At 61.6% G+C, this 12995-nt stretch carries 13 protein-coding genes; 10 read left to right on the forward strand and 3 right to left on the reverse strand.

Going from position 1 to position 12995, the window contains the following annotated elements:
• Positions 1-168 precede the first annotated feature (168 nt).
• Together poxB and ltaE are read left to right on the forward strand one after the other, a co-directional pair.
• Positions 169-1890, forward strand: a complete 1722-nt coding sequence (poxB, locus tag ACRAWE_RS11525) for a ubiquinone-dependent pyruvate dehydrogenase (protein ID WP_019454568.1) — start codon at positions 169-171, stop codon at positions 1888-1890.
• Between the two features lie 75 nt (positions 1891-1965).
• Positions 1966-2982, forward strand: a complete 1017-nt coding sequence (gene ltaE, locus ACRAWE_RS11530; protein WP_063919114.1) for a low-specificity L-threonine aldolase — start codon at positions 1966-1968, stop codon at positions 2980-2982.
• Positions 2983-3010: 28 nt separating this feature from the next.
• On the opposite strand, the gene ACRAWE_RS11535 is transcribed toward ltaE, so the two are convergent.
• On the reverse strand, positions 3011-3358 hold the full coding sequence (locus ACRAWE_RS11535) for a DUF1294 domain-containing protein (RefSeq protein WP_019454570.1): 348 nt from the start codon (positions 3356-3358) through the stop codon (positions 3011-3013).
• A gap of 150 nt (positions 3359-3508) precedes the next feature.
• Here ACRAWE_RS11535 and ACRAWE_RS11540 point away from each other — a divergent pair, with 150 nt between their 5' ends.
• Both ACRAWE_RS11540 and ACRAWE_RS11545 read left to right on the forward strand, forming a co-directional pair.
• Complete coding sequence (locus ACRAWE_RS11540) at positions 3509-4948, forward strand: DUF2867 domain-containing protein (protein ID WP_211130023.1); 1440 nt, start codon at positions 3509-3511, stop codon at positions 4946-4948.
• 158 nt (positions 4949-5106) lie between these two features.
• Positions 5107-6117, forward strand: a complete 1011-nt coding sequence (locus tag ACRAWE_RS11545) for an NAD-dependent epimerase/dehydratase family protein (protein ID WP_004928393.1) — start codon at positions 5107-5109, stop codon at positions 6115-6117.
• On the opposite strand, the gene ACRAWE_RS11550 is transcribed toward ACRAWE_RS11545, so the two are convergent.
• Positions 6118-6954: an N-acetylmuramoyl-L-alanine amidase gene (locus ACRAWE_RS11550; RefSeq protein ID WP_432525361.1), complete on the reverse strand. Its 837-nt coding sequence runs from the start codon at positions 6952-6954 to the stop codon at positions 6118-6120.
• Positions 6955-7141: 187 nt separating this feature from the next.
• Here ACRAWE_RS11550 and ACRAWE_RS11555 point away from each other — a divergent pair, with 187 nt between their 5' ends.
• A complete protein-coding gene (locus ACRAWE_RS11555; RefSeq protein ID WP_432525362.1) occupies positions 7142-8668 on the forward strand; it encodes a DUF3300 domain-containing protein in 1527 nt (508 codons plus the stop codon).
• 49 nt (positions 8669-8717) lie between these two features.
• On the opposite strand, the gene ACRAWE_RS11560 is transcribed toward ACRAWE_RS11555, so the two are convergent.
• Positions 8718-9041: a heavy metal-binding domain-containing protein gene (locus ACRAWE_RS11560; RefSeq protein ID WP_004928400.1), complete on the reverse strand. Its 324-nt coding sequence runs from the start codon at positions 9039-9041 to the stop codon at positions 8718-8720.
• A 159-nt stretch (positions 9042-9200) separates the two neighbouring features.
• Here ACRAWE_RS11560 and ACRAWE_RS11565 point away from each other — a divergent pair, with 159 nt between their 5' ends.
• The 5 genes from ACRAWE_RS11565 to artM all read left to right on the forward strand — a co-directional run bounded on the left by ACRAWE_RS11565 (position 9201) and on the right by artM (position 12893).
• On the forward strand, positions 9201-9743 hold the full coding sequence (locus ACRAWE_RS11565) for a lipoprotein (RefSeq protein WP_019454574.1): 543 nt from the start codon (positions 9201-9203) through the stop codon (positions 9741-9743).
• Positions 9744-10006: 263 nt separating this feature from the next.
• A complete protein-coding gene (gene artP, locus ACRAWE_RS11570; protein ID WP_139285539.1) occupies positions 10007-10735 on the forward strand; it encodes an arginine ABC transporter ATP-binding protein ArtP in 729 nt (242 codons plus the stop codon).
• Positions 10736-10767: 32 nt separating this feature from the next.
• Positions 10768-11499 (forward strand): arginine ABC transporter substrate-binding protein, encoded by a 732-nt coding sequence (artJ, locus tag ACRAWE_RS11575; protein ID WP_004928409.1) that lies wholly within the window; start codon positions 10768-10770, stop codon positions 11497-11499.
• Positions 11500-11508: 9 nt separating this feature from the next.
• On the forward strand, positions 11509-12225 hold the full coding sequence (gene artQ / locus ACRAWE_RS11580) for an arginine ABC transporter permease ArtQ (protein WP_025159684.1): 717 nt from the start codon (positions 11509-11511) through the stop codon (positions 12223-12225).
• Entirely contained in the window at positions 12225-12893 is a 669-nt protein-coding gene (gene artM, locus ACRAWE_RS11585; protein WP_019454577.1) for an arginine ABC transporter permease ArtM, read from the forward strand. The genes artQ and artM overlap by 1 nt, the downstream gene beginning before the upstream one ends.
• The last annotated feature ends 102 nt before the right edge of the window (positions 12894-12995 follow it).

Raw genomic sequence — 12995 nt, forward strand, 5'->3', positions numbered from 1 at the left:
TATCGGCAAGTTCCCCCATCCCCGCCCGGTTACACTTTCCTCCGTCCTACGCTCTTTACCCTTCCTGACCGCATCTCGTCCAACGCCGGTAAGCTATGCTTGCAGTTGTTCTGCTGACACTCACCGGATCGAGTACACATTGTTTTTCAAACCATGTTTGGGGGAACCATGAAGCAAACCGTAGCCACACTGATCGCCAAAACGCTGGACCAAGCCGGCGTAAAACGCATTTGGGGCGTGACCGGCGATTCGCTCAACGGCCTTAGCGACAGCCTGCACCGCATGGGCACCATCGAATGGCTGGGCACCCGCCATGAAGAGGTGGCCGCCTTCGCCGCCGGCGCCGAAGCCCAGCTCACCGGCCAGTTGGCGGTGTGCGCCGGTTCCTGCGGCCCCGGCAACCTGCACCTGATCAACGGCCTGTTCGACTGCCACCGCAACCATGTGCCGGTGCTGGCGATCGCCGCGCATATCCCTTCCAGCGAAATCGGCAGCGGCTACTTCCAGGAAACGCATCCGCAGGAGCTGTTCCGCGAATGCAGCCACTATTGCGAACTGGTTTCCAACCCGGAACAGCTGCCGCGCGTGCTGGAGATCGCCATGCGCAAGGCGATCCTCAACCGCGGCGTCTCGGTGGTGGTCTTGCCGGGCGACGTGGCGCTGCGCATGGCGCCGGAAGACGCGACCCTGACCTGGCATACCCCGGCGCTGCCGCTGGTGCAGCCGCCGATGAGCGAGCTGAACAAGCTGGCGGAAACGCTGAATAAGGCGAAGAACATCACCCTGATGTGCGGCAGCGGCTGTGCCGGCGCGCACGATGAAGTGGTTAAGCTGGCCGAACTGCTGCAGGCGCCGGTAGTGCATGCGCTGCGCGGCAAAGAACATATCGAATGGGATAACCCCTACAGCGTCGGCATGACCGGGCTGATCGGCTTTTCCTCCGGCTACCACGCCATGATGAACGCCGACACGCTGGTGCTGCTCGGCACCCAGTTCCCCTATCGCGCGTTCTACCCCACCAACGCCAACATCATTCAGATCGACATCAACCCCGGCAGCATCGGCGCGCACTGCCCGGTCAATATGGCGCTGGTGGGCGACATCCACACCACGCTCACCGCCCTGCTGCCGCAGCTGGAGCAGAAGCGCGACCGGGCGTTCCTCGACAAGGCGCTGGAGCACTACCGCAACGCGCGCCAGGATCTCGACGGGCTGGCGACCGCCAACGACGACCAACCGATCCACCCGCAGTATCTGGCGCAGCAGCTCAGCCACTACGCCAGCGAGGACGCCATCTTCACCTGCGACGTCGGCACGCCGACGGTATGGGCCGCGCGCTACGTGAAAATGAACGGCAAGCGTCGCCTGCTCGGTTCGTTCAACCACGGTTCGATGGCCAACGCCATGCCGCAGGCGATCGGCGCCCAGGCCACCGCGCCGGATAAACAGGTGATCGCCATGTGCGGCGACGGCGGTTTCACCATGCTGATGGGGGACTTCCTGTCGCTGGCGCAGCTCAAGCTGCCGGTGAAGATCGTGGTGTTCAACAACAGCGTGCTGGGGTTCGTGGCGATGGAGATGAAGGCCGGCGGCTACCTGACCGATGGCACCGATCTGCATAACCCGGACTTTGCGGCAATCGCCAACGCCGCCGGCATCAAGGGCATCCGCGTGGAAAAAGCCTCGGAACTGGATGGCGCGCTGCAGGAGATGTTGGCGCATCCCGGCCCGGCGCTGCTGGACGTGGTCACCGCCAAGCAAGAGTTGGCGATGCCGCCGCAGATCAAGTTCGAACAGGCGAAAGGCTTCAGCCTGTACATGCTGCGCGCCATCATCAACGGCCGCGGCGATGAAGTGGTCGAGCTGGCGAAAACCAACTGGCTGCGTTAAGCAAGCTGCCCCGATAAAATAAAGGGTATATGATGCCATGTGCCCTTTTCCTCTCCCTTACATTCCAGGAACCCTATGCTTATCGATCTACGCAGCGACACCGTTACCCGCCCCAGCGCCGCCATGCGCCAGGCGATGGCTCAGGCAGAGGTCGGCGACGACGTCTACGGCGATGACCCGACGGTCAACGCACTGGAGGCCGAGGCGGTGCGCCTGTCAGGCAAAGAAGCGGCGCTGTTTCTGCCCAGCGGCACCCAGGCCAATCTGGTGGCGCTGCTGAGCCACTGCCAGCGCGGCGACGAGTATCTGGTCGGCCAGCAGGCGCACAACTATAAATACGAAGCCGGCGGCGCGGCGGTGCTGGGCAGCATCCAGCCGCAGCCGATCGAGGCCGACGCGGACGGCACGCTGCCGCTGGACAAGCTCGCCGCCGCCATTAAACCCGACGACATCCACTTCGCCCGCACCCGGCTGCTGAGCCTGGAAAACACCATCAGCGGCAGAGTCTTGCCGCAGGCCTACCTGCAGCAGGCGTGGCAGTTTACCCGCGAGCGCCAGCTGGCGCTGCATATCGACGGCGCGCGCATCTTCAACGCCGCCGTAGCGCTGAACCTGCCGCTGAAAGAGATCGTACAATACTGCGACACCTTCACCATTTGCCTGTCGAAGGGATTAGGCGCGCCGGTCGGATCGCTGCTGTGCGGCAGCGAAACCTTCATTCAACGCGCGCTGCGCTGGCGCAAAATGACCGGCGGCGGGCTGCGTCAGGCCGGCATTCTGGCGGCGGCCGGTCTTTACGCCTTGGAGCATAACGTCGCGCGGCTGCGCGAAGACCATGACAACGCGGCCTGGCTGGAGCAACAGCTGCGGCAGATCGGCGTGGAGATCGCCGAACCCGGCGCGCAGACCAACGTGCTGTATCTGCGCCAATCTCCTGAGCTGGCGGCCAAATTCGGCCCGTGGATGCGCGAACGCGGCGTGCTGATCAGCAGCGGCCCGCTGACGCGCATTCTGACCCACCTCGACGTCAGCCGCCAGGACCTGCAGCGGGTGGTCGAGCTGTGGCGGGAGTTCCTGCAGCAGCACGCCTGATCCTTCGGGGCGCACGGCGCGCCCCGCATCAGAAAATCCAGCGGCCGTAAACCCAGTACCACAGCCCCAGCACCGCCGCCAGGTTGAGCGCCACGCTGAGAATAAACCAGGTTTTAAACGGCTGTTTCTGGGTCTTGTGGCGAAACAGCTGCTGCGCCGCCAGTGCGCCCAACCACCCGCCCAGCGCGCCGAACAGCAACAGCGTCGCCTCCGGCACCCGCCGCCACCCCTTGCGCGCCGCCAGCTTATCGCCGCCATAGATCAGAAACGTCAGCAGATTGGCCGACAGCAGCCACATCCACACCGGATGCGGCGAGAACAGGCTGGCGATCAGCGCCAGGCCCAGCAGGGCGTAACAAATCACATTGAGTTTCATGGCATCCGGTTTTTCATTCGATAAGGGGCGCGTAGTGTGAACCTGCGCTACGGCGGATGCAACCGGCTTATACCCATACAGAAAGTGCATTTAAACCCTGAATTTGGCATCCTGTCGTTCTGCGACTCTTTCACCGCACAAGGCGGCACGATGACACCCCAACGCGTACTGGTTCTTGGAGCCAGTGGCTATATAGGCCAGAACCTGATCCCGCACCTGATCGAACAAGGGCACCAGATTACCGCCGCCGCGCGGCGCATCGAGTGGCTGCAGGAGCAGAACTGGCCACAGGTCAACTGCCTGTATGCCGATCTGTACCGCCCGGAAACCCTGAGCGCGGCGCTGTGGGAGATAGATACGCTGTACTATCTGGTGCACGCGATGGGCGACGGCGACGACTTTATCGAAAAGGAACGTCAGGCGGCGGAAAATCTGCGCGACGCACTGCGCAATGCCTGCGTCAAGCAGGTGATCTTCCTTGGCGCGCTGCAGCCGAACGACGACAGTTCGCCGCACCTGGCGGCACGCCGCCTGACCGGAGAGATCCTGCGCCAAAGCGGCGTACCGGTCACCGAGCTGCGCGCCGGCATCATCGTTGGCCCCGGCTCGGCGGCGTTCGAAGTGATGCGCGATATGGTCTATAACCTGCCGGTGCTGACGCCGCCGCGCTGGGTGCGTTCGAAATCGTCGCCGGTGGCGCTGGAGAACCTGCTGGTTTATCTGGCCGATCTGCTGGCGCATCCGGCGCAGGAACACCGCATCTTCGACGTCGCCGGGCCGGAATACCTCAGCTATCAGGACATGTTCAAACGCTTTATCGCCATCAGCGGCAAACGGCGCTGGCTGATCCCGATCCCCTTGCCGACGCGGCTGATTTCGGTGTGGTTCATCAGCCTGATCACCTCGGTGCCGACGCCGATCGCCCGCGCGCTGATCCAGGGACTGAAGCACGATCTGCCCGCCGATGGCCGGCCATTGCAGGCCCTGATCCCACAACGGCTGCACACCTTTGATCAGGCGGTCACCACCACGCTGCAGCGCGAGCTGGAAGTGGTCGACTCCGCCGACTGGGGCTACGATCCGGCGGCGCAGGCGCGCTGGCGCCCCGGCTACGGCTACTACCCCAAACAGGCCGGTTGCTCGCTGGATACCGCCGCCTCCAGCCAGGCCCTGTGGCAAACGGTGCAGCAGCTGGGAGGAGAAGAAGGCTATTTCTACGCCAATATCCTGTGGCGGATCCGCGCGCGCATGGACGACATGATCGGCAACGGCGTGGTCTATGGCCGCCCGGCGCGCGCGGCCCTGGCGCTGGGCGACGAAATCGACGGCTGGAAAGTGATTACCCTGAAGCCGCTGCGGCAGCTGGCGCTGCTGTTTGGCATGAAGGCGCCCGGCCTGGGGCGGCTAAGCTTCACCATCACCGATCACGGCGATCGCCGCACGCTGGACGTGCGTGCCTGGTGGCACCCGGCCGGCTTCAGCGGGCTGCTGTATTGGTTCGCCATGATGCCCGCGCATCTGTTTATTTTTCGCGGCATGGCGAAACGCATCGCCGAGCTTGCCGAGGGCCTGGACCGCCAACGCCGCTGAACGGCGCTCATTTGTCGATCAACCGCACAGTTTGCCGCTGTGCTTCGGGGCTTTCCGATTGCATAGCGCACGAAATCACGGAAGAATGGCATCTTATTTGCTGGGAGCGCCGCAAGCGCCCGCCGGTCTTCCGATTTTGGGTGAGAATAGAGTCCGTTATGAAGGTATTGGTCACCGGTGCAACCAGTGGATTAGGCCGTAACGCCGTTGAATATCTGCGCCGCCAGGGCATCAAAGTGCGCGCCACCGGTCGCAACCAGGCGATGGGCGGCCTGCTGGAAAAAATGGGCGCGGAGTTCATTCATGCCGATCTCACCAACCTGATCTCTTCGCAGGCCAAGGCGATGTTGGCGGACGTCGACGTGCTGTGGCACTGCTCCAGCTTTACCTCGCCCTGGGGCACCGAAGAAGCCTTCGAACTGGCTAACGTGCGCGCCACTCGCCGCCTTGGTGAATGGGCGGCAGCCTACGGCGTAGCGCAGTTCATTCACATCTCTTCCCCGGCGATCTATTTCGATTACCACCATCACCGCAACGTGACCGAAGATTTCCGCCCGCAGCGCTACGCCAATGAGTTCGCGCGCAGCAAGGCCGCCGGCGAGCAGGTGATCCAGCAACTGGCGTTGTCCAATCCACAAACCCATTTCACCATTCTGCGCCCGCAGGGGTTGTTCGGGCCGCACGACAAGGTGATGCTGCCGCGGCTGCTGCAGATGATCAAACGCTACGGCAACCTGCTGCTGCCGCGCGGCGGCGCGGCGATGGTGGACATGACCTATCTGGAGAATGCGGTGCACGCCATGTGGCTGGCGACGTTAAAAGAAGATACGCCGTCCGGCCGCGCCTACAACATCACCAACCAGCAGCCGCGCCCGCTGCGCACCGTGGTGCAGCAGCTGATCGACGATCTGGGCATGAAATGCCGCATTCGCTCCGTGCCCTATCCGATGCTCGACATGATGGCGCGCGGCATGGAGCGTCTGGGCAGCAAAAGCGAAAAGGAGCCGGTGCTGACCCACTACGGCGTCGCCAAACTCAACTTCGACCTCACGCTCGATACCACCCGTGCGCAACAAGAGCTGGGCTATCAGCCGATCGTCTCGCTGGAAGAGGGCATCGCGCGCACCGCCCGCTGGCTGAAAGATCACGGCAAACTGCACGGCCTGTAATCAACGCCACGCGCCATACTTCAACAGCAGCGCATCGATAATCGCTTCACTCTCTGCATCCGGCTCACCGCGAACATCGTCGGGCCGGAAATGCATCTGAAACGCCGCCAACACATTGCGCTGCTGCCGCTCATCCCATGACGAATCAACCGCGTAGCCGTAACGCGCCAGCCTATCGAGCAGCGGCGCCATCGGCACCGGCGCATGGCGATCGCGCCCCGCCAGCAAACGCTGCACGTCTCGTTCGTCCGGCCAGGCGCCGATGCCGGCCTGCGCCAATTGCCGCCAGGGGAACAGCGGGCCGGGATCCTGTTTGCGCTGCGGTGCGATGTCGCTGTGCCCCACCACGTCCTGCGGCTGGATACCATAGCGTTGGATGATGTCGCGGCTCAGCGGGATCAGCACGGCGATCTGCTCCGCCGTATAAGGCTGCCAATGGGTCAACAGCATGCCGCGGGTGAACCCCTTGTTGACGATTTCGATGCCGATCGAGGTGTCGTTGAGGCTGCTGCGGCCGCGCCAGGCGCTGGCGCCGGCATGCCAGGCGCGCATCGCTTCCGGCACCAGCCGGTACACCGTCGGTTTGCCGTGTTCGCGCTGCGGATGCGCCGGCAACAGGTAGTGCGCGCTGACGTGTTCGTCGGTCAGCGTTTTCAGCGATGAATGGAAGTCTTCCGCCGTGTAGTGCATCACCAAAAAACGAATGCGCTGATCGGCGCCCTGCGCCTGGTGCAGCGTCTCGAGTTGGTAAGCGCCGCGATCGACGAGCGTGTCCTGCTGCGGATTTTGGCACCCCGCCAACAGCGCGGCGGCGATGATCCCTGGCCAAATTTTCACTTATCCTCCTGATTTGTGTCCGTGAAAGGTGTAACGCGACGCGATTAACCTGTATCCAATCATCACGCTAATCGAGAAATAATGACAGAAAGCGCCGATGTGCAAGCGAGTGTTTCTCCCAACTGGCGAGCTCTCACGCCCATGATAGTCTCAAAGTATCATCTACGCTGAAAGAGCGGAGTCGAACATGTTCACACCACGCTATCTGTCCTGGTTGCTCTGTGCCGCCATGCTGCCGCTCAGCGGCTGCGATCAGCAAAAAGTCGCCGGCGCGATGGGTGGGGGCACTCCGCCCCCTGCCGCTCCCGCCGCCAGTGCCAGTGCGCCGGCCTATACGCCACTGACCGCAGACCAGCTGTACCAGTTGGTCAGCCCGGTGGCGCTGTTCCCCGACAAGCTGCTGGCGCAAGTGTTGGCCGGCGCGGGCTATCCTGACCAAATCAGCGCTGCGGATGCCTGGCTGGCGCAAAACCGCGGGCTGCAACCGGCGGCGCTCAGCTCGGCGGCGGATGCTCAACCCTGGGATCCCAGCGTGCGCGGCCTGGTGCAATTCCCCGACGTGCTCGATCAGATGGCGAAAAACATCCCCTGGACCACCGCTCTGGGCAGCGCCTACCTCAACGATCCTACGGACGTGATGAACGCCATTCAGGTGATGCGTCAACGAGCGGCCAGCCAGGGCACGTTGAAAAACACCCCACAGCAGCGCATCGTCGTAGCGCCGACGACCCGTTACGTTGAGCAGCAGTCCTATCGCCAGAGCGTGGTGTCGGCGCCGGGCGAAACCATCGTCATCGAGCCCAGCCAACCGGATACGGTTTACGTTCCGCATTACGATCCCTGGGAGGCCTACGGCACGCCGATCCAAGCTTATCCAAGCTATCAATATCAGCCTTCAGGTTACAGCGGCGGCGATATGCTGGCAGCCGGCGTGATCAGCTTCGGCGTTGGCATCGCGGTCGCCTCTTTGCTCAACCAACACAATAGCGGCTGGCACAACTGGGATATGCGCTGGGACGATCGGCGCCAGCCGGTGGTCTACCGCAATGCGCCCTACGTGTCGCATTCCACCACCGTGGTGAATCGCGTCACCAACATCAACCAATATAACAACGTGAACAATGTGAATCGCAGCACCACCAGCACGGTGAACAACTACAATACCACCGCCGCGCCCACGCCGCGTTTCAGCCAACCGGTGCCTAACGCTGCGCCGCAACAGCCGCGCGTCGCGCCTGCGGCCCACGCGCCGATGACCATGCCGAACTTTGCGCATACTCAGCCGGTGGCTGCCGCCCCACACGTGCAACAACCGGTCAACGCGCCCCATGTGCAGCAACCGATGAGCATGCCGACGTTCACGCATGCCGCGCCGGCAGCACCTCACGCGCAGCAACCGATGGCCGTGCATTCAGCGCCGGTACAGACGCATCCGATGCAGACCGCCGCGCCAGTGCATCAATCCACCGTGCGGCCACAGGTTCAGGCGGCGCCGCACGTCGTGCAGCCGGTAGTGCATGAGCCGGCCGCAACGCTGCATCCGGCGGTGGTTCGCCCAGCGCCGGTGCCGCAAGAGCGCGTCATGCCGCATCCGGCACCGGCGCCGCAGATTCATCAGCCGACCGTTCAACAGATGCCGCATCGCCAGGAATCTGCACCGGTAAAGCCGCAGGAACACCGCCCGATCGTCGAGCCGCCGCATAAAGAGGGATAAACCAACGGGATGTCGCCCCGGCGCAACGGCCGGGGCGCGGAGAATGGCGTTAGCGGCTGACTTTCACCGCGGTGCCGCTGACGGTCACCATCAGCATGCTGCCGTCTTTGCCAACGGTTTCATAATCGATATCAATACCCACCACCGCGTTGGCGCCCAGCTCTTTCGCCTGATCTTCCAGCTCTTCGAACGCGATCAGGCGCGCCTTGCGCAGCTCTTTCTCATACGCGCCCGAACGGCCGCCGACGATGTCGCGCACGCCGGCGAAAAAATCACGGAAAATGTTGGCGCCGAGAATCGCTTCACCGGTGACGACGCCGCAGTATTCGGTAATGGTGAACCCTTCCAGGGTCGGGGTAGTTGAAAGCTGCATCAGAATTCCTTGTTTGATTAATTCAACGTATCTATGACCAGAAGATTGGCGTTATGTTCGCTTAATCAATGGCACGCAGTACGAATGCAAGGCCAAAAAACGCATTTATACTGTAAGCTATCGGTCTTCATGGTAGAGACTTTCACATAAGGTAATAAGATGAAAACAAAAACGATTGCGGCTGTTTTACCCTTAGCGCTGTTGCTGAGTGCCTGTACCACGGTGGAACCGGCATACAAGGATATCGGCACCCGCAGCGGCAGCTGTGTGGAAGGCGGCCCGGATACGGTCGCACAAAAGTTCTATGACCTGCGCATCCAGCAGGGCACCGGCCTGCCGGACAGCAACCGCCTGGCGCAGCTGCAACCTTATCTGAGCAAAGTGCTGTATCAGGATCTGGTCAGCGCCGGCCAGAATCCGGGCAAACATCAGATAACCGGCGATCTGTTCTCCGGCAATGCACAGGGGCCGAGCAGCGCATCCGTCGCCAGCGCCTCGACCATTCCTAACACCGATGCGAAGAATATCCCGCTGCGCGTTGACCTGAGCTACCAGAAAGACGCCAACAGCACCGTGAACTGGCAAGACGAAGTACTGATGGTGCGCGAAGGCACCTGCTGGGTGGTTGATGATATTCGCTACCTGAATGTTCCAGCGCACGCCACCAACGGCAGCGTGCGTCAGGTGCTGGAAAACCAGTAACCCGCCTTCCCCGGCCGACGCGGGCTTGCCGCGTCGGTCACCCGTCCCCCTTGTCTTCCGCTCAAATTTCGTCCAAGAGAAAAAATTTCGCTACCGATCTCACAGCCTGCGCCACAAATCCCCTCCCTCGGCTTGAGTCGCGGTATCTTGTGCTAATCTTTTACTGTCCCGCCGCACACTCATAAATTTTAACGCACAAAGATTGCATAAGTATTCTGTGGAAGTTAACATTTGCGGCATCAATGTCTATTCAATTCTGGCGCATGAGTATTCAACTTAACGGTATCAATTGCTATTACGGCGCTCACCAGGCGCTGTTTGACATCACGCTGGATTGTCCAGCCGGGGAAACCCTGGTGCTGCTTGGCCCAAGCGGCGCCGGGAAAAGTTCATTGCTGCGGGTGCTGAACCTGCTGGAAATGCCGCGTTCGGGCCAATTGCAGATCGCCGGCAACCAATTCGACTTCAGGCAGGCGCCGGGCGAGAAAGCCATTCGCGAACTGCGTCAAAATGTCGGCATGGTGTTCCAGCAATACAACCTGTGGCCTCACCTCACCGTGGTGCAGAACCTGATCGAAGCGCCTTGCCGCGTGCTGGGGCTGACCAAGGCTCAGGCGATGGAGCGCGCCGACAAGCTGCTCAAGCGTCTGCGCCTGACCGACTTCGCCGATCGCTTCCCGCTGCACCTTTCCGGCGGCCAGCAGCAGCGCGTGGCGATCGCCCGCGCCCTGATGATGGAACCGCAGGTGCTGCTGTTCGATGAACCGACCGCGGCGCTGGATCCGGAAATCACCGCCCAGATCGTCAGCATCATTCGCGAACTGGCCGGCACCGGCATCACTCAGGTGATCGTCACCCACGAAGTGGAAGTGGCACGCAAAACCGCCAGCCGCGTGGTGTACATGGAAAACGGCCACGTAGTGGAGCAAGGCGACAGCAGCCACTTCACGCAGCCGCGGACCACCGAGTTTGCTAATTACTTATCACACTAACAATTAACTTGCTGTAATTTGGGGAGTTTGCGATGAAAAAACTAATAATCGCCGCCGTTCTGGCTGGCATCAGCGTTTCCGCCTCCGCAGCCGAAACTATCCGTTTCGCTACCGAAGCCTCCTATCCTCCGTTTGAATTTATTGACGCCGGCAACAAGATTCAGGGCTTTGATGTCGATCTGGCCAACGCGCTGTGCAAAGAAATGCAGGCCGAGTGCACCTTCACCAACCAGGCGTTCGACAGCCTGATCCCGAGCCTGAAGTTCAAGCGTTTCGATGCGGTGATGGCCGGTATGGACATTACGCCGGAGCGTGAGAAGCAGGTGCTGTTCACCAAGCCTTACTACGATAACTCGGCGCTGTTCATCGCGCAGAAAGGCAAAATCGCCGACGTGGCGGCGCTGAAAGGCAAAAAAGTGGGCGTGCAAAACGGCACCACCCACCAGAAATACCTGACCGACAAGCACCCGGAAATCACCACCGTGCCTTACGACAGCTACCAGAACGCCATTTTGGATCTGAAGAACGGCCGCGTTGATGCGGTGTTCGGCGATACGGCAGTGGTCAACGAGTGGCTGAAGCAGAATGACGCGCTAGCGGCAGTGGGCGCTAAAGTGACCGACAAAGATTACTTCGGCACCGGCCTTGGCATCGCGGTGCGCCAGAAGAACACCGATCTGCAGGGCAAGTTCAACGCCGCTCTGGACAAGATCAAGCAGGATGGGACCTATGAAACCATCTACAAAAAATGGTTCCAGCAGTAATACGCCCAAATGAATGAATTACAACCTTTAGCAAGCGCCGCCGGCATGACCGTCGGCCTTGCCGTTTGCGCCCTGATCCTCGGGCTGATTCTGGCGATGCTGTTCGCCGTATGGGAATCGTCCCGCTGGAAAGCGGTCAGCTGGCTCGGCACCGCCTGGGTGACCGTGTTGCGCGGCCTGCCGGAAATCCTGGTGGTGCTGTTTATCTATTTCGGCTCGTCGCAGCTGCTGCTGATGCTCTCCGACGGCTTTACCCTCAACCTCGGTCTGTTCCAGCTGCCGATTCAGTTGGCGATCGACAATTTCGAAGTCAGCCCGTTCCTGTGCGGGGTGATCGCTCTGGCCCTGCTCTATTCCGCCTACGCCTCGCAGACGCTGCGCGGCGCGCTCAAAGCGGTACCGCAGGGGCAATGGGAATCCGGCCAGGCGCTGGGGCTCGGCAAGGCGGCGATCTTCTTCCGCCTGATCATGCCGCAGATGTGGCGCCACGCCCTGCCCGGCCTCGGCAATCAGTGGCTGGTGCTGCTGAAAGACACCGCGCTGGTGTCACTGATCAGCGTGAACGATCTGATGCTGCAAACCAAGAGCATCGCCACCCGCACCCAGGAGCCTTTTACCTGGTATGTGATCGCGGCGGCCATCTACCTGCTGGTGACGCTGTTCAGCCAATACGTCATCAAACGCATTGAGCTGCGCGCCACGCGCTTTGAGCGGGGGCCGGTCTGATGTTTGAATACTTGCCGGAAATCCTCAAGGGGTTGCACACCAGCCTGACGCTGACCGTCGCCGCGTTGATCGTCGCGCTGGCGCTGTCGCTGCTGCTGACGGTGATCCTGACGCTGAAAACGCCGATCCTGACGCCGCTGGTCAAAGCCTATGTAACGCTGTTCACCGGCACGCCGCTGCTGGTGCAGATCTTCCTGATCTACTACGGCCCCGGGCAGTTTCCGGCGATCCGCGACTACCCGTGGCTGTGGAACTTGCTGTCGCAGCCCTGGCTGTGCGCGATGATTGCGCTGGCGCTGAATAGCGCGGCCTATACCACGCAGCTGTTCTACGGCGCGGTGCGCGCCATTCCCGCCGGGCAGTGGCAGTCGTGCGAGGCGCTGGGCATGTCGCGCCGGCAGACCTTGCGCATTCTGTTGCCGTTCGCCTTCAAACGCGCGCTGTCGTCTTACTCCAACGAAGTGGTGCTGGTGTTCAAAAGCACCTCGCTGGCTTACACCATCACGCTGATGGAAGTGATGGGCTACAGTCAGCTGATGTACGGCCGCACCTACGACGTGATGGTGTTCGGCGCCGCCGGCCTGGTGTACCTGTGCGTCAACGGCCTGCTGACGCTGCTGATGCGCCTGGTGGAACGCCGCGCGCTGGCGTTTGAGCGCCGTAACTGAGGCCACCTCCCCCCCTAAGCCCCGCTACTGAGCGGGGCTTTTTTTATCCCCATGGCAATATTTAATCATTTATATTGCATTTTAATTCACTCAATGGCAGGG

The sequence above is a fragment of the Serratia sp. BFP-2025 genome (genome assembly GCF_050880365.1).
Taxonomy (GTDB): domain Bacteria; phylum Pseudomonadota; class Gammaproteobacteria; order Enterobacterales; family Enterobacteriaceae; genus Serratia; species Serratia surfactantfaciens.

Bases quoted from the DNA above. Each gene is read 5' to 3' on its own strand.
- ACRAWE_RS11560 (WP_004928400.1), bottom strand. From the start codon at position 9,041: ATGCAGCTTTCAACTACCCCGACCCTGGAAGGGTTCACCATTACCGAA.
- artQ (WP_025159684.1), top strand. From the start codon at position 11,509: ATGAATGAATTACAACCTTTAGCAAGCGCCGCCGGCATGACCGTCGGC.
- ACRAWE_RS11545 (WP_004928393.1), top strand. From the start codon at position 5,107: ATGAAGGTATTGGTCACCGGTGCAACCAGTGGATTAGGCCGTAACGCC.
- ACRAWE_RS11535 (WP_019454570.1), bottom strand. From the start codon at position 3,358: ATGAAACTCAATGTGATTTGTTACGCCCTGCTGGGCCTGGCGCTGATC.
- ACRAWE_RS11540 (WP_211130023.1), top strand. From the start codon at position 3,509: ATGACACCCCAACGCGTACTGGTTCTTGGAGCCAGTGGCTATATAGGC.
- ltaE (WP_063919114.1), top strand. From the start codon at position 1,966: ATGCTTATCGATCTACGCAGCGACACCGTTACCCGCCCCAGCGCCGCC.
- artJ (WP_004928409.1), top strand. From the start codon at position 10,768: ATGAAAAAACTAATAATCGCCGCCGTTCTGGCTGGCATCAGCGTTTCC.
- ACRAWE_RS11565 (WP_019454574.1), top strand. From the start codon at position 9,201: ATGAAAACAAAAACGATTGCGGCTGTTTTACCCTTAGCGCTGTTGCTG.
- poxB (WP_019454568.1), top strand. From the start codon at position 169: ATGAAGCAAACCGTAGCCACACTGATCGCCAAAACGCTGGACCAAGCC.
- artM (WP_019454577.1), top strand. From the start codon at position 12,225: ATGTTTGAATACTTGCCGGAAATCCTCAAGGGGTTGCACACCAGCCTG.
- ACRAWE_RS11555 (WP_432525362.1), top strand. From the start codon at position 7,142: ATGTTCACACCACGCTATCTGTCCTGGTTGCTCTGTGCCGCCATGCTG.
- artP (WP_139285539.1), top strand. From the start codon at position 10,007: ATGAGTATTCAACTTAACGGTATCAATTGCTATTACGGCGCTCACCAG.